General features: G+C 64.6%; 16 protein-coding genes. 8 read left to right on the plus strand and 8 right to left on the minus strand.

Features of this window, described 5'->3' with window-relative positions; genetic code table 11:
• The 4 genes from kdpC to ASN89_RS03360 all read left to right on the plus strand — a co-directional run bounded on the left by kdpC (position 1) and on the right by ASN89_RS03360 (position 5,075).
• Positions 1-576, plus strand: coding sequence for a potassium-transporting ATPase subunit KdpC (kdpC, locus tag ASN89_RS03345; RefSeq protein WP_058048270.1), 576 nt, complete (start codon positions 1-3; stop codon positions 574-576).
• 162 nt (positions 577-738) lie between these two features.
• Positions 739-3,486, plus strand: coding sequence for a DUF4118 domain-containing protein (locus ASN89_RS03350; protein ID WP_058048271.1), 2,748 nt, complete (start codon positions 739-741; stop codon positions 3,484-3,486).
• The gene (gene kdpE, locus ASN89_RS03355) at positions 3,483-4,181 is read left to right on the plus strand and encodes a two-component system response regulator KdpE (RefSeq protein WP_058048272.1); all 699 of its coding nucleotides are present in this window, start codon (positions 3,483-3,485) and stop codon (positions 4,179-4,181) included. Before ASN89_RS03350 ends, kdpE begins: the two co-directional genes overlap by 4 nt.
• A gap of 144 nt (positions 4,182-4,325) precedes the next feature.
• On the plus strand, positions 4,326-5,075 hold the full coding sequence (locus tag ASN89_RS03360; protein WP_058048273.1) for a TorF family putative porin: 750 nt from the start codon (positions 4,326-4,328) through the stop codon (positions 5,073-5,075).
• A gap of 54 nt (positions 5,076-5,129) precedes the next feature.
• Here the strand turns inward: ASN89_RS03360 and ASN89_RS03365 are convergent, their stop codons facing one another.
• Genes ASN89_RS03365 through ASN89_RS03375 form a run of 3 tightly spaced genes read right to left on the minus strand, consistent with a single transcriptional unit; the run spans position 5,130 to position 6,983 of the window.
• Positions 5,130-5,672, minus strand: a complete 543-nt coding sequence (locus ASN89_RS03365) for a division plane positioning ATPase MipZ (RefSeq protein ID WP_058048274.1) — start codon at positions 5,670-5,672, stop codon at positions 5,130-5,132.
• Positions 5,650-6,687 (minus strand): 4-hydroxy-tetrahydrodipicolinate synthase, encoded by a 1,038-nt coding sequence (gene dapA, locus ASN89_RS03370; protein WP_058048275.1) that lies wholly within the window; start codon positions 6,685-6,687, stop codon positions 5,650-5,652. Before dapA ends, ASN89_RS03365 begins: the two co-directional genes overlap by 23 nt.
• Positions 6,684-6,983 carry a hypothetical protein gene (locus ASN89_RS03375; protein WP_225242621.1) on the minus strand — a complete coding sequence of 100 codons (300 nt, stop codon included), beginning with the start codon at positions 6,981-6,983 and terminating at the stop codon, positions 6,684-6,686. The genes dapA and ASN89_RS03375 overlap by 4 nt, the downstream gene beginning before the upstream one ends.
• A 219-nt stretch (positions 6,984-7,202) precedes the next feature.
• On the opposite strand from ASN89_RS03375, the gene ASN89_RS03380 reads away from it, so the two are divergent.
• Positions 7,203-8,210, plus strand: a complete 1,008-nt coding sequence (locus tag ASN89_RS03380; RefSeq protein ID WP_200968961.1) for a gamma-glutamyl-gamma-aminobutyrate hydrolase family protein — start codon at positions 7,203-7,205, stop codon at positions 8,208-8,210.
• Complete coding sequence (locus ASN89_RS03385; RefSeq protein ID WP_058048276.1) at positions 8,207-9,286, plus strand: alginate lyase family protein; 1,080 nt, start codon at positions 8,207-8,209, stop codon at positions 9,284-9,286. The genes ASN89_RS03380 and ASN89_RS03385 overlap by 4 nt, the downstream gene beginning before the upstream one ends.
• A gap of 247 nt (positions 9,287-9,533) precedes the next feature.
• Here ASN89_RS03385 and ASN89_RS03390 read toward each other — a convergent pair whose 3' ends face one another.
• The 5 genes from ASN89_RS03390 to ASN89_RS03415 form a co-directional block, all read right to left on the minus strand.
• A complete protein-coding gene (locus ASN89_RS03390; RefSeq protein WP_046684257.1) occupies positions 9,534-10,664 on the minus strand; it encodes a YbdK family carboxylate-amine ligase in 1,131 nt (376 codons plus the stop codon).
• Positions 10,665-11,852 (minus strand): cation:proton antiporter, encoded by a 1,188-nt coding sequence (locus ASN89_RS03395; RefSeq protein WP_058048277.1) that lies wholly within the window; start codon positions 11,850-11,852, stop codon positions 10,665-10,667.
• 313 nt (positions 11,853-12,165) lie between these two features.
• Positions 12,166-13,335: a vWA domain-containing protein gene (locus tag ASN89_RS03405; RefSeq protein ID WP_058048278.1), complete on the minus strand. Its 1,170-nt coding sequence runs from the start codon at positions 13,333-13,335 to the stop codon at positions 12,166-12,168.
• Positions 13,329-13,967, minus strand: a complete 639-nt coding sequence (locus ASN89_RS03410; RefSeq protein ID WP_058048279.1) for a GNAT family N-acetyltransferase — start codon at positions 13,965-13,967, stop codon at positions 13,329-13,331. Before ASN89_RS03410 ends, ASN89_RS03405 begins: the two co-directional genes overlap by 7 nt.
• Before the next feature lie 9 nt (positions 13,968-13,976).
• Positions 13,977-14,846 carry an AAA family ATPase gene (locus ASN89_RS03415; RefSeq protein WP_034746522.1) on the minus strand — a complete coding sequence of 290 codons (870 nt, stop codon included), beginning with the start codon at positions 14,844-14,846 and terminating at the stop codon, positions 13,977-13,979.
• 233 nt (positions 14,847-15,079) lie between these two features.
• Here ASN89_RS03415 and ASN89_RS03420 point away from each other — a divergent pair, with 233 nt between their 5' ends.
• Together ASN89_RS03420 and ASN89_RS03425 are read left to right on the plus strand one after the other, a co-directional pair.
• Positions 15,080-15,409, plus strand: coding sequence for a c-type cytochrome (locus ASN89_RS03420; RefSeq protein ID WP_046684254.1), 330 nt, complete (start codon positions 15,080-15,082; stop codon positions 15,407-15,409).
• Between the two features lie 14 nt (positions 15,410-15,423).
• Entirely contained in the window at positions 15,424-15,765 is a 342-nt protein-coding gene (locus ASN89_RS03425; RefSeq protein WP_046684637.1) for a c-type cytochrome, read from the plus strand.
• The last annotated feature ends 12 nt before the right edge of the window (positions 15,766-15,777 follow it).

Below are 15,777 nucleotides of genomic sequence, written 5' to 3' on the forward strand. Positions count from 1 at the left end.
ATGAGCACCATCGTACGTCCCGCCCTGGTCCTGTTTGCCGCGCTGACCGTGATCTGCGGCGTCGTCTATCCATTCGCCACGGCCGGCATCGGCCAGCTGGCTTTCAGCGATGAAGTCAACGGCAGTATCGTCGAGCGTGGCGGAAAACCCGTCGGCTCGACCCTGATCGGCCAGTCATTCACCTCGCCCAAGTACTTCTGGGGCCGTCCATCGGCCACCGCGCCGATGGCGAATAACGGCGCCGGTTCGGGCGGCTCGAACCAGGGGCCGACCAATCCGGCCCTGGTGGACGCCGTCAAGGCGCGCATCGCGGCCCTGAAGGAAGCTGACCCGGGCAATCGCAATCCGATTCCCGTCGACCTGGTGACGGCGTCGGGCAGCGGCCTGGATCCTGAAATCAGCCTGGCGGGCGCCCTGTACCAGGCGCCACGCGTGGCCCGTGTGCGCGCCGTGCCGCTGGCGCAGGTGGAAAACGCCATCGCCAAGGTGCAGAAAACCGCGTATATCGGCTTTTTCGGCGAACCGCGCGTCAATGTGCTGGAACTGAATCTGGCGCTCGATGCGGCCGCAAAGTAAGCTGGCAACGGCGCGCAGGTCAGCAAACGTCGGCCTGGGTCGGCGTAGGTCGGCTTAGCGCAGCGTAAGCCGACACCGCCACTGTCCAGGCCAACGATGTTGTCGGATTACGCGCTTGCGCGCTAATCCGACCTACAAAGCCCAAGAAGATTAAAATACAACATGCTCCCCAACGACAGCCAACGCCCCGACCCTGATGCCCTGCTGGCGCAAGTGCAGGCACAGGAAAAGAAAGCCGCGCGCGGCCGGCTGCGCATCTATTTTGGCGCCTCGGCCGGCGTCGGCAAGACCTATGCGATGCTGGCGGCCGCGCGCAAGCTGCTGGCCGATGGCCAGGATTTGCTGGTGGGCGTGGTGGAGACGCATGGGCGCCAGGATACGGCGGCCCAGCTGGACGGTTTGCCCGTGCTGCCCCTGAAGGCCATCGAGTACCGGGGCAAGACCCTGTACGAGTTCGACCTTGACGAAGCGTTGCGCCGCGCGCCGCCTTTGATACTGATGGATGAACTGGCCCACTCGAACGTGGCCGGTTCGCGCCATCCGAAGCGCTGGCAGGATGTCGAGGAATTGCTGGCGGCCGGCATCGACGTGCTGTCCACCGTGAACGTGCAGCACCTGGAAAGCCTGAACGACGTGGTGGGCGGGATCACGGGCGTGCGAGTGGCCGAAACCTTGCCAGACACGGTGTTCGACCGCGCCGACGAAGTGGTGCTGGTCGATATTCCCGCCGACGAACTGCTGCGCCGCCTGAAGCAGGGCAAGGTGTATCAGCCGCTGCAGGCCGAGCGGGCGTCGCAGCATTTTTTCCGCAAGGGCAATCTGATCGCCTTGCGCGAACTGGCCTTGCGCCGCACGGCGGATCGGGTACAGGACGACGTGCAGGCCTACCGCGTCGAAAAATCGATCAACCCCGTATGGAAGACGGGCGCCGCGCTGCTGGCCTGCGTGGGACCGCACGCGGGAGGCGAACACGTGATCCGCAGCACGGCGCGCCTGGCCAGCCAGCTGAATGCGGAATGGCATGCGCTGTACGTGGAAACGCCGCGTTTGCAGCGCCTGCCGGCGGGCCAGCGCGAGCGTATTTTGAAAACCCTGAAACTGGCGCAGGACCTGGGCGCGCGCACTGCCATTGTGCCGTCGGCCGACATCGCCGGCGCCGTGGTCGAGTATGCGCGCAGCGCGAATATCTCGAAAGTCATCGTGGGCCGTGGCCGTGCCAACTTCAATGCGCTGGCGCGCCTGTGGCAGGCGTCGCCGGCCGCGCGCATGGCCAGCCTGGCGCCCGATATCGATCTGATCGAGGTGGGCTTGCCGCCAGCCGATGCGGCGCCCCGGCGCGCAGCCGGCGACGATGCGGAAGCGCCGCGCCGGCCATCGCGCCATTGGCGCTACATCCTGGCCGCCGGCGCCAGCCTGGCCACGGCCCTCGCCTCCGTTCCATTGCAGCCTTATCTTGACCTGGCCAATATCGCCATGCTGTCCTTGCTGACGGTGGTGCTGGTGGCCGTGCGCCTGGGGCGCGGGCCGGCGGCGTTGGCCAGCCTGGTGGGCGTTGCCTGCTTCGATTTCGTCTTCGTGCCACCGCGCTTTTCGTTTGCCGTGGGCGACTTCCAGTACGTGATCACGTTTGGCGTGATGCTGGCCGTGGGCCTGATCACGGGCCACCTGACGGCTGGCCTGCGCTTCCAGGCGCGCGTGGCTTCGCACCGCGAAGCGCGCGCCCGCGCCCTGTATGAATTTTCGCGCGAGCTGTCCGGCGTGCTGCAGACGGAACAGATTTTCGACATCACGAAAAGCGCCATCGAACGGGCTTTCCGTGCGCGCGCCACCTTGCTGCTGCCCGATGACGAGGGAAGCTTGCAGGCCCCGAACGGCGGCGAGGCCCTGGATATCGGCATCGCGCAGTGGGCCTTCGACCATGCGCAGGCGGCGGGGACGGGCACCGACACCTTGCCGGCGTCGCCCATTTTCTACCTGCCGCTGATTGCACCGATGCGCACGCGGGGCGTGCTGGCGCTGCTGCCGCTCGAGGGAACGCAGCGTGGACGCTGGCTGCTGGTGCCGGAACAGCGCCAGCACCTCGATACCTTTGCCGCCCTGGCGGCCATCGCCCTCGAGCGCGTGCACTACATCGACGTGGCCCAGGGCGCGCTGCTGCAGATGGAGTCCGAGCGGCTGCGCAATTCGCTGCTGGCGGCCCTGTCGCACGACTTGCGCACGCCCTTGACGTCGCTCGTGGGCCTGGCCGAATCGCTGGCCTTGTCCCGGCCCGCGCTGTCGCCCGCGCAGCTGGACATGGCGCGCTCGCTGCAGTCCGAGACCGTGCGCATGAGCGCCCTGGTGGCAAACTTGCTGGACATGGCGCGCATCGAGAGCGGCCAGGTACGCCTGAACCTGCAATGGCAGGCGCTGGAAGAAGTGGTGGGCAGCGCGCTGCGCGCCAGCGGCCCGCAATTGCAGCAGCATGCCGTGCAGACGCAGCTGGCGCCGGACTTGCCGCTGGTGCGCTACGACGCCGTGCTGGTCGAGCGTGTGCTGTGCAACCTGCTGGAAAACGCGGCCAAGTACACGCCGGCCGGCAGCACCATCACTGTCGCGGCCGGGGTGCACGGCCAGTTCCTGCAGGTGACGGTGCTTGACGATGGCCCGGGCTTGCCGCCGGGCCGGGAAGAGGCCATCTTTGAAAAATTCACGCGCGGCGAGCGCGAATCGAACAAGCCGGGTGTCGGCCTGGGGCTGGCCATCTGCCGCGCCATCGTCGAAGCCCACGGCGGCACCATCCACGCGCAGCCGCACGCGCCGGGACAGGGCGCCGCCATCGTCTTCAGCCTGCCGCTGGGCACGCCGCCGGCGCCGCCGGAGCTCGAGCTCGATGACGCGAACGACTTTGAAACAGGAAAACCAATATGAACGAACCTTCCGCCACCGCCTTGCTGGTCGAGGATGAACCGCAAATCCGCCGCTTCGTGCGCGCCGCGCTGGAAGACGAGGGCTGGCAGATTTTCGAATCGGCCAACATGCAGCGGGGCTTGATCGATGCGGGCACGCGCCGGCCCGACCTGATCGTGCTGGACCTGGGGCTGCCCGACGGCGACGGCATCGATTTTATCGCCGACATCCGCAAATGGTCGGCCGTGCCCATCATCGTGCTGTCGGCGCGTGTCGACGAGCAGGACAAGATACGCGCGCTCGACGCGGGCGCCGATGATTACTTGACCAAGCCGTTTGGCGTGGGCGAATTGCTGGCCCGCGTGCGCGCCACCCTGCGCCGCCAGCGCCAGCCCGCCGCCAGCGACGATGGCGTGGTGCAGTTTGGCGACGTGCGCGTCGACCTGAAGGACCGGCTGGTGACGCGCAACAAGCAGCTGGTGCACATGACGCCGACGGAATTCCGTTTGCTGTCGGTGCTGGTGAAAAACGCCGGCAGGGTGGTCACCAATCCGCAGCTGCTGCGCGAAGTGTGGGGGCCGTCGAACAGTGAAAACGGCCACTATCTGCGCATCTACATGGGCCATCTGCGCCAGAAGCTGGAAGCCGATCCGGCCCAGCCGCAGTACCTGCTGACGGAAACGGCCGTCGGCTACCGGCTGCTGCTGCCGCTCTAACACCTGTTATTTCCCCTGTTTGAAAACAGGCGCCGCGCGCGCCAGGGGGACGCTTTACTTAAAATTTTGCAGCGATTTTTTGCAGCGGCGGGCCAGCTGCGCCATGTTGGCAAAGGCCCATACCACCCATGAAGAAGAACAACCATGAACAAAATGCTACTTGCACTTGCCGTCGCCACTGCTTTTACGGGCAGCCTGGCCCACGCGGACGAGGCCAAGCCGGACAATGAAGTGAGTTTCAACGTGGCCGGCGTGTCCGATTACCGCTACCGCGGCATCTCGCAGACGCGTTTGAAACCCGCGCTGCAGGGTGGCGTCGATTATGTCAACAACCCCACGGGCCTGTACGCGGGCGCCTGGGCTTCCACCATCAAGTGGACCAAGGATGCGGGCGGCAGCGGCGACGTGGAAGTGGACCTGTATGCGGGCAAGCGCGGCCAGCTGACCAGCGATGTTGGCTATGACGTGGGCGTGCTCGCCTATGTGTATGCGGACAACGGCTTGAAGCACGTCGCAGGTCTGGCCGACGCGGATACGCAGGAAGTCTACGGCCAGCTGTCGTATGGCCCCGCTTATATCAAGTATTCGCATGCCGTCTCGAACCTGTTCGGCATCGTCAACAGCAAGAACAGCGGCTACCTGGACATCGGCGCGAATATCGACCTGACGAACGGCTGGACCGGCAACCTGCACGCGGGCCACCAGAAGGTCAAGAACAATGATGCATCGAGCTACACGGACTGGAAAGTGGGCGTCACGCGCGACTTCGGCTTTGTTTCGGGTGCGCTGGCCGTGATCGGCACGAACGCGGGCAAGTCGGCCTATGCCTCGCCCGTGAATGGCAAATTCATGGGCAAGACGGCGTTGCAGCTGACGCTCAGCAAGACGTTTTAATTGACAGAGAAGAGAGGCGGCGCATGCGCCGCCTTTTTTGCGTGCCAGGCCAGGCTAAGTAGGCAGGTTGAAAACGGCGCAGTACAGCTGCCCCAGGCTGACCACGCGGGCGGCGGGAATCTGCGCGGCCAGGGCATGGACGGGCGCCGCTTGCGTGTCCGTTGCCAGCAGCACGCGCAGGCCCGGATTGACGCCGCGCGCATGTGCGATGCGGCGCGCCAGGCCTGATTGCGCGGCGGCGTCGACGACACCGTCGAGCGGCACCACCAGCACGCGCGCGGCGATCAGGGCCGAACGGCTGCCCATGGAGTCGCGGCCTTCGCTGTCGATGACGATGTCGTGGTAGCAGCGCACCAGGTGTTCCAGTTCCGGCTGCAAGCCCTTGGCGCTGATGGCGCGCGCCATCAGGCGCGGCCGCGTCAGGCTGCCGTGCATGGCGCCGTCGTGCATATTGCTCGCCTGCGCCATGGCGCCCTGGCGCGGATCTGCATCGAGCAGCAAGACCTTGCGCCCGGCCAGCGCGCGCGACGCGGCCAGCCGCCCGGCCAGGATGGATTTCTCCATCCCTCCGCGTTCATCCGTGATGGCGATGATCATCTTGGCGCACGGCTGGCATGATGTTGGCAGGGGAAACCAGCTGCAGCAGACAGCCTTCGCGCGGCTCTTCCCTGTCGCTGGCCGTCCATACGGGCAGTTCCAGCAGTGGCTCGAGCGCCGCGGCCAGGGCGGCCTGGCCGGCTGCCGACATGGGTGTCATCGGCAGGCGCAAGGCGTTGCGCACCTTGCCCTGCATGGCCAGCGCTGCTTTGACGGGAGCGGGATTCGGTTCGGCAAACAGCAGGCGGATGGCGGGCAGCATGGTCTTGAACAGGGCGCCTGCCGCGCCGTGGCGACCCTGCTTGACGAGGTGATACAGCTGCGCATACAGGTCGGGACGCACCTGGGCGGCGGCCGACATGGCGCCGTGGCCGCCCATGGACAGGCTGGCCAGCAGCAGCGCATCGTCGCCGCACAGCACGTCCAGGCGCGTGTCGAGCAGCAGTTCGCCCAGCTGCTGCAGCTTGCCGCCCGCTTCCTTGATGGCGACGAAGTGCGAGTCGCGCGCCAGCAGGGCGGCCGTTTGCGGTTCGATATTGACGCCCGTGCGGGCCGGCACGTTGTACAGCACGATGGACTGGTCGGTGGCGCCGGCGACGGCCTGGAAGTGGCGCACGATGCCGTCCTGCGAAGGGCGCACATAGGCGGGTGCGGAGACCAGCAGGCCGGCCAGCGGATGGTCGTTGTAGCGCTGCACCGTGGCGACGACGCTGCGCGTATCGCTGCCGCCTATTCCCATCACGACGGGGAAGCGGGGGCCGACGGCTTCGAGCACGCTGTCTAACAGCATGGTCTGTTCGGCGGCGCTCAGCATGGCCGCTTCGCCCGTGGTGCCGCACACCACCAGGCCGTCGATGCCGCTGGCGGCCAGCTCGCACGCGAGCTGCTGGGCCGCGTCGAAGTCGATGTCGCCATCGCCATCGCGGAAGGGCGTGACCATCGGCACCCAGATGCCCTGGAAGTGCGCGGTGATGCGCAACGAGGACATCGCCTGCTCGCAGGAATACTGGTTCATAGCGATTTCCCCTGGCTGATGCGGCCAAATTCCGCTGCCGGCAACAGGCGCATGACGGCGTCCATCGTCAGGCGCAGGGCCGGTTCCGTCACGCACAGCCACACTTTCATGCGTTCGGCGTGGTCGACCGCCTCGACGCGCATGAACGACAGCATGCCGCCGCACGTCCTGACGACCAGCTGGCGCAGCTCGGCCAGGCAGGCTTTGTCGACCGTGATATGCATGAGGAAGGTGGGCAGGCGAGGGTGGCGGTGGGGCAGTGCGTGATGTGCGGACAGGCGTGAATGGGGTTCCATGGTGGCTTTGCAGCGGTGGTTGAGGTACGTTCAAGATTAGCAGCGGGGGCGTAAAGATTCTCTAAAAAGCGGGGCCGCCGGCGTAAACGGATCGTATGCGTTTGCCGCCGGCGTGTTGCGTGGATGCCCCGCAGGTATGCTTTTGTTACAAAATTGAATCGTGCTTTTGAAGGCAGGGGTTTATATTGAAACCGTTCTCCGCTTTCAGTCAGCCCCGCCATGTCAGACGAAAAAGATCCCCAGCAGCCCCCGTCCACCGATCAAGCGGCGCCAGAGCCGGCACCGGCGCGGCCCGACCGGGTGGGCCGCCGGGCGCCCGATGACGAGCACCGCGCGCGCGACGCCGCCCCCCGCTACCTGAAGGATAACGACACGCCGCTGGCGCTGGCCTGGCGGGTTATCTCGTCGCGCTACCGTTCCATGCGCGACAAGGCCAGCCGCGATTTCATGCGGCGCACCCTGCGCATCGGCATCTCGGCGCGCATTTTCCACCCCGAGCCTGGCGCCACTGGCCTGCGCAGCAAGAACCTGCAATACCTGGAAGAGTCGATCGCGCAGTGGGTCATGTCGCGCGACGTGCTGGTATTCATGATCCCGACGGTCAATACCAGCGGCCAGCTACATCCGAGTAACATCACCCTGCGCCACTATGCGCGCCACCTCGATGGCCTGGTGCTGCAGGGCGGCGCCGACGTCTCGCCGCAGACGTATTCCGAGGCTGCCACGCGGCCCGAATGGAACGGCGACCGCGCGCGCGACCTGTACGAACTGGAACTGCTGCACGAATTCGTCGACGCGGGCAAACCCGTGCTGGGTATATGCCGCGGCTGCCAACTGATCAACGTGGGCTTTGGCGGCACCCTGTACCAGGACATCGCCTCGGACGTGGAAGGCGCCACCTCGCACGTCAACGACCTGTATGACCGTCACCGCCACACCATCGTCTTCCCGAAAGGCTCGTCGCTGGCGGGCATGTTCCCGAAGGCGGGCGAGGCGCTCGTCAATTCCATCCACCACCAGTCGGTCAAGGACCTGGGGCGCGACGTCACCGTGGAAGCGTATTCGCAAGGGGACAACATCGTCGAAGCCATCCGCTACCAGCGGGCGCGCTTCGTCATGGGCTTGCAGTGGCACCCGGAATTCCATTCGGCGGGCGGCGTCGAACTGCTCGATTGCACGCCCATCCTCGATAACTTTTTGCGCGCGGCGCGGGAGACGCGGTTTTGAGTGCGCACCTGATCCGCCGGCGCACGCTGCTGGCCGGCCTGCTGGCGCTGCCCCTGGCGGGCTTGCGCGCGGCGCCGCGCCCGCACGACGGCCCGCTGCCGTTTGCGCTGACCTCCGCCGCGCGGGCCCGCACGCTCAAGGCGCAGGTGGCGCCGGCCATTGCCGAACAGGTGCTCAAGGCGGCGCGCAAGGATGCGGCGCGGCCCGTGCACCTGATGGCCGAAGTGCGCACGGGCGGCTTGCTGAAGGGAGAGGGCGGACGCGAAACCAGCCAGAAGGCGCAGGAAGACTGGCGCCAGGCGCGCTTGCAGGCCCTGGCCTGGCGTCTGTCGGGCGAGATGGCGCATTTCGAGGCGGCGCGCCAGCTGCTGCTGGCCTGGAGCGGCAGTTATCAGCCCTCGTTCAGTCCCGTCGACGAGACGGAGCTGGCCAGCTTGCTGATGGGCTTTGACCTGGTCCAGGAACGCTTGAACGGCGCCGAACGCGAGCAGGTGCAGGCGTTTTGCCGCACCCTGGCGAACGGCTATCTGAGTGATCCCATCAAGGTGGGCGGCCCGTCCACGGCGCGCAATAACTGGCACAGTCACCGCATCAAGATCGGTACGGCCGCCGCGTATGTCACCGGCGACGCCTTGCTGATCGCGCGCGCGAAGGAGCGCTTCCTGGCGCATGTGCCGCGCAATATCGGCGCCGGTGGCGTGCCGTTCGACTTCGAGCAGCGCGACGCCATGCACTACACCACCTACAGCCTGGAGCCGCTGCTGACGACGGCCCTGATGGCGCAGGCGCATGGCGACGACTGGTATGGCGCGCCTGAAGCGCGGCGCCTGGCCGAGGCGCTGGCCTGGCTGGCGCCGTATGCGCAGGGCAAAAAGACGCACGAGGAATTCGCGAAAAGCGCCGTACCCTTCGATCGCAAGCGCGTGGCGGCCGGCGAAAAGGGCTTTACGGGGAATTGGGAACCGAAGGGCGCCGCCAATGTGTATTTGCTGGCGGCGCGCTTCGATCCCGCTTACCTGTCCCTGGCGCTGGAATTGCGTCCGCCAGCTTGGGCGCTGGCGCTGTATGGCAGCTGATTAAAACTTCGTGCGCACGGTCAGCATGACATTGCGCGGTTCGCCGTAAAAGCCCGTCTGGAACAGGCCCAGGCCCGTCATGTTCTTTTATCCCGCGCTCGCAATGTTGTCGGATTACGGTTCCAGAGGGAGCAACATCAGTAATTCATGCGTTGTCGGGGTAAAAGCGGGTAGGTCGGATTAGGTCCGAAGGACCGTAATCCGACAACACTGTTGACGGCGCCAGTCGGATTACGCTTGGGCTGCGTCAGTAGTTCATCGGCTCGCCCCGGAAGCAGCGGATCGCCGAATCGACCATGCCCTCGGCGCTGCCCTGCACATTGCGCTGCTTGCGCAGGTATTGCGCGTCGCTCCATTGCTTGGCTACGTCTGACAGGTGTTTCAGGGCTGGCGTGCTGCCCAGCGCCTCGGCGTGCGGCTCCATCTTGCGCAGGGTGGTCATGATGTCTTCGCGCAGCGACATCGTTTCGTAGGTTTTCGGATGCGTGATGGCGCCATCGAGGCCGAAGCGGCAAGCCTGGAAGCGGTTGTAGTTATACACGAGGTAATCGTCTTCCACCGGCGGGGTTTCGCGTCGTTCGAGCAGGTAGCGGCATAGCGCCTGCAGATAGGCGGCCAGCGCGGCGGCCCGTTCCACCGTCAGTGGCGTGTCGCACACGCGCAGTTCGATGGTGCCGAATTCCGGCTTGGGACGGATATCCCAGTAAAAATCCTTCATGCTCTTGATGATGCCCGTGTTCTCCATCTTGGCGAAATACTCGTTGGAGAACTGGTCCCAGCTCAGGGTGAATGGCGCGCGCCCGCTCATGGGAAACGCGAACACGGAGTTCAGGCGGGCCGAATCGAACAGGGTGTCGCGCCCCTGCACGTAGGGCGAGGACGCCGACAGGGCGATGAAGTGGGGGATGTAGCGGTTCAGCGAATGCAGCAGGAACATGGCGTCATCGCCCGAGGCGCAGCCGATGTGCACGTGCTGGCCGAAGATGGTGAACTGCTTGGCCAGGTAGCCGTACAGTTCCGAGATTTCCTGGAAGCGGGGCTTGGAAAAGATCTTTTGCGAGGACCATTGCTGGAACGGATGCGTGCCGCCGCCCGCGATGCCGATATTGAGCTTGTCGCCGGCCGTGATCAGGGTGTCGCGGATTTCCTGCAACTGCTCCAGCAAAGGGCCGTGATGCGTGTGCACGCTCGAGTTGATCTCGATCATGCTCTCGGTGATTTCCGGCGTGACGTTGCCGGGGAACGGCTTTTTATTCAGCAGATGCAGCAGGTCGGGACTGGCGGCCGTCAAGTCGTAGTCCGACAGGTTCACCAGTTGCAGTTCGAGTTCGACGCCGAAGGTCAGCGCGGCCGATTGGCCAAAGGGTTCCAGCGGCATTTAGCGCTCCTTGATTTCGTGGGTTTCTTTGGCCAGCATCAGCACGCGCTGCACCAGCACGGGGCCGACCAGTTCCAGGCCCAGGGTGACGGCGGCCAGGGCGTTCAATTCGTCGCCGAAGTTCACGCCGTGCTGGCGCGCGTGTTCGAGCAGCAGGATGATGAAGACGGAAACGGGCGTCAGCGCCACGCCCGTCAGCACGCCCTTGCGCCAGGAAATGCCGCTGACGTGCGAAAACGCGGCCACGCCGGCGACCTTCGTCAGCAAGCGTCCGCCGACGACGGCCAGGGCCAGGCCCGCGCCGGCCGTCACGCTGGCCCACTCCAGGGTCGAGGCGGCATACACGAACAGCAGCACCGTCAGCAGCTCGCCCATGGCGCCGAAATTGCGCTGCGCCTGGCTGAAGGCCACCCTGCGGTGGCGCGCCACCAGGCCGAAGGTGAGCGTGGCCAGCAGCGGCGACAGGCTGGTGGTGTAGGTCAGGGCGACGAGCAGCATCACCGACAGCGCGAACGCCACGGTGGCGTCCTGCGCCATGTTGCCCAGGCGGCGCAGCATGGCCGGCACGACGATGCCGAAGACGGTGCCAGCGGCCACCGAGGCGGCCAGCACGGCGGCGCTACTGCTGCTCGCCTCGATCAAATCGGTGGAACTCTGGAACATCCAGAAGCCGACGATGATGTTGAACGTGAAGACAGCCAGCACGCAATTCAAGGCCGTGAGGTGGACGATGCGTTCCGTGACCTGGCCCGAGCTGCGTTCCTCGTTGATGACGCGCATGATGGTGGCCGGGGAGGTGGACATGGCCAGCGATGCCAGCAGCAGCGCCGTCATCGAGGTGCTGCCGAATTCGATGCCGATGAAGTAGACGACGGCAAAGGTCAGAAGGGATTCGACCAGGCCCGTGACGGCGATCCACGGATTGTTCTTCAGCCAGCGCAGGTTGATGCGGTAGCCCACCTCGAACAGGATCAGGCCGAAGGCCACATCGGCCAGCACCAGCATGGGGCCGGCGTCCGTCTGCGGCAGGATGCCGACCTGCGTTTGCGCGAGGACGAAGCCGATCACGCCGTAAAAACTGATGCGCGGCAGGCCCGTCCAGCGGTGGCCGAATTCGCCCACCACCCAGGCCAGGGTAATGGCGAACGGCCAGGACAGGTCGGCGGCGATCGAGATCAGACTTTGCATGCTCATTCCTTTGAAAATGGCGCTGGCACCGGCCGGCAGCACGGGGGCTGGCGCGGCTATGTCGTGGTGCAGCGATGGTGCATTGTTTGCGCAGAGCGATGCGCCGATTCTACCGGAGCAGAAGGCGCGCACGATGTGCGCAATCGAACAGTGTCGCGGCCATGGCGGCCGCGCACAGGATGCAGCAGGGTAGGGCAGGGCTGGTATCAGCGTATGGTACCCGCCCGCGGCGGAGATGCTCCGCACGGTAGTGCCGTGTCGCAGTGTACGGCATGGCGGCCCCCTGCCGCCATGGACTTTTTGTTAGGCGCTTTTATTTACTGAGCAGGCGCATGCCCCGCTCCAGCCCGTCGATCGACAGGGGGAACATGCGGTTGTTCATCAACTGCCGCATCACGCCGATGGACTGGCGGTATTGCCACAAGCCTTCCGATTCCGGATTGAGCCAGATGAATTTCGGGAACGCCTGGGTAAAGCGCGCCAGCCACGTCGATCCCGCTTCCTCGTTGTTGTATTCGACGCTGCCGCCCGGCTGCAGGATTTCGTAAGGGCTCATGGTGGCGTCGCCGACGAAGATCAGCTTGGTGTCGGGCGGGTATTTGCGCAGCACGTCCCAGGTGGGAAAACGCTCGGCGTTGCGGCGCCGGTTGTTCTTCCACAGGTAGTCGTAGACGCAGTTATGGAAGTAAAAGAACTCCATGTTCTTGAATTCCGTCTTCGCCGCCGAAAACAGTTCCTCGGTGCGCTCGATATGGTCATCCATGCTGCCGCCCACGTCCAACAGCATCAGCACCTTGATGCGGTTCTTGCGCTCGGGCCGCATCCTGATGTCGAGGTAGCCCGCGTTGTTCGCCGTGGCGGCGATGGTGGCGTCCAGCGCCAGTTCGTCTTCCGCCCCTTCGCGCGCGAACTTGCGCAGGCGGCGCAGCGCCACCTTGATGTTGCGCGTGCCCAGTTCGCGCTCGCCGTCGTAATCCTTGTAGCTGCGCGCTTCCCACACTTTCACCGCCGTGCGGTTGCCGCCCTTGCCGCCGATGCGGATGCCTTCCGGATTCGTGCCGCCATTGCCGAACGGCGACGTGCCGCCCGTGCCGATCCACTTGCTGCCGCCTTCGTGGCGCTCCTTCTGCTCCTTCAGCAGCTCGTTCAGGCGATCCATCAGCTTGTCGTAGCCGAATTTTTCCAGCTGCGCCTTCTGCTCCTCGGACAGCTCGCGCTGCATGCGTTTCAGCAGCCAGTCGAGCGGAATCGCCGCGTTCGTGTCGAAGGCCGCGTTGACGCCCTTGAAATACTGGGCAAACGCGCGGTCGAACTTGTCGAAATGGGCTTCATCCTTGACCAGGGTCAGGCGCGACAGATAGTAAAAATCATCCATCGAGGCTTCGATGACGTTCTTTTGCAGCGCCTCAAGCAAGGTCAAAAATTCCTTGATCGAGACGGGAATCTTCGCGTCCTTGAGCGTGAAGAAGAAATCGATCAGCATGGCGACCGCTCTCCCGCGCGGGGCAGCGCGGCGATGGGGCGCTGCGCCAGCTTGTAGCGCAGGTGGGCGGCAATCTCGGGCCACTCGCCGCGCGTGATGCTGTACATGACGGTGTCGCGCACGGTGCCGTCGCGGCGCAGCGCATGGTGGCGCAGCACGCCATCCTTTTTCGCGCCCAGGCGTTCGATGGCCGCCTGCGAGGCGTGGTTGAAATTATCGGTGCGCAGGCCCACCAGCGCGCAGCCGAGCGTGTCGAAGGCGTGCGTCAGCAGCAGCAATTTGCAGGTGGTGTTGACGTGGCTGCGCTGGCAGCGCTTCGCATACCAGGTGTAGCCGATTTCCAGGCGCCCGATGGCAGGCACCACGTCGTGGTAGCTGGTGGTGCCGAGCACCTCGCCGCTGGCCGCGTCGACGACGGCAAAGGCGAAGCGCGTGGGGCGCATCTCGATGCCCTTGAAAATGTACTGGTCCACCTGGTCCGGCTCGGGCACGGAGGTGACGCGCAGATTCCACAGTTCGCCATCCATGGCCGCCGCGCGCAGGCCGGCCGCATGGTGCGGCGCCAGCGCTTCGAGGCGGATGCCGTGCAGTTCCAGGGGGACGAAGACTTTGTCGGGGCTGATGTCGTTCACCGGCGCTCCTTAACGGTTGGTGCGCGACATGAACATCAGGCGCTCGAACAGGTGCACATCCTGCTCGTTTTTCAGCAGCGCGCCGTGCAGCGGCGGCACGACGGCCTTGTTGTCCTTGCTGCGTAACGCTTCGGCGGGAATGTCCTCGGCCAGCAGGAGTTTCAGCCAGTCGAGGAATTCCGACGTCGACGGCTTTTTCTTTAGTCCCGGCACGTCGCGCACTTCATAGAAGGTTTGCAGCGCCTGCGCCAGCAATTCCTGTTTCAGGTGCGGGTAGTGGACGGCGACGATCTGCTCCATCGTGTCCTTGTCCGGGAATTTGATGTAGTGGAAGAAGCAGCGGCGCAAAAAGGCGTCCGGCAATTCCTTCTCGTTGTTCGAGGTGATGATGACGAGCGGACGGTGGCGCGCCGTGACCATTTCGCGCGTCTCGTACACATAGAATTCCATGCGGTCCAGTTCGCGCAGCAAGTCGTTCGGGAATTCGATGTCGGCCTTGTCGATCTCGTCGATCAGGAGCACCACCGGTTCGGGCGCCGTGAACGCCTGCCACAGCACGCCCTTGACGATGTAGTTCTGGATGTCGCGCACGCGCTCGTCGCCCAGCTGCGAATCGCGCAGGCGCGACACGGCGTCGTATTCGTACAGGCCCTGCTGCGCCTTGGTGGTCGATTTGATATGCCATTGCATCAGCGGCATGTTCAGCGCGGCGGCCACTTCCTCGGCCAGCATGGTCTTGCCCGTGCCCGGTTCGCCCTTGATCAGCAGCGGGCGTTGCAGGGTCAGCGCCGCATTCACGGCCAGTTTCAGGTCGGCGGTGGCGACGTAGCTGTCGGAACCTTCGAAGCGTTGGCCTTGCTGGGTGTGCTGTGCTTGCATGAGCGGTCTGCCAAAGTGGGGAAATGGTGAGTATAAACAGAACTGTGGCGCAGCGTCACGCGGACGGCCTGTGCCTGCCTGCCTACAATGCGGGTTTTATAGGTGGACTTGCAAGAATATCTTGGCTAGAATCGGCAAGCAGCAGATTAATTGGCAACCTTAATTGTCAACACATAAAATCAATAAAAACCAGCTCTGGCGTTTCTCCGATTACCTTTGTTCACATTGCCACTATGAAAAAAATATTTGCACTTCTCGTGCTTGCCGGCATAGCAAATGCCGTCACAGCGGCTGACATTGTAGGAAACGCCAAGGCAGCCCCTGCCAAGGTGGAAATGTGTATCGGCTGCCACGGCATCCCCGGTTACAAGGCAACCTTCCCTGAAGTATTCCAGGTGCCGATGATCGGCGGCCAGCCGGCAAAATATATCGAGAATGCGCTGCAAGCCTACAAGAAGGGCGACCGCAAGCACCCCAGCATGAAGGGCATCGCCAGCAGCCTGTCGGACCAGGATATCGCCGATGTCGCCGCATATTACGCGCAACAAGCCAAGCCGAACTGAGGACCAGCCAGATGATGAAAACACTACTCGCCGCCCTCGTTTGCGCCACCGTCTCGTTCGGCGCCAGCGCCGCAGGCAATATCAATACGGGCAAGGCCCTGGCCGAAAAATACAGCTGCGCCACCTGCCACGGCAAGGATTACGGCTCGCCCATCGACCCGTCGTACCCGAAGCTGGCAGGCCAGCACAAGGATTACCTGGAACACGCGCTGACCGCGTATAAACGGGGCGACAAGGCCAACGGCCGCAACAACGCCATCATGACGGGCCAGGTAAAACCGTTGAGCAACCAGGACATCAAGGACCTGGCCGCCTATCTGCACAGCTTGCCGACCAGCCTGGTGACCCACCGCTGAGCGGTAACGCCG

This window comes from Janthinobacterium sp. Ant5-2-1 (assembly GCF_001445815.1).
Lineage (GTDB): Bacteria > Pseudomonadota > Gammaproteobacteria > Burkholderiales > Burkholderiaceae_D > Janthinobacterium > Janthinobacterium lividum_E.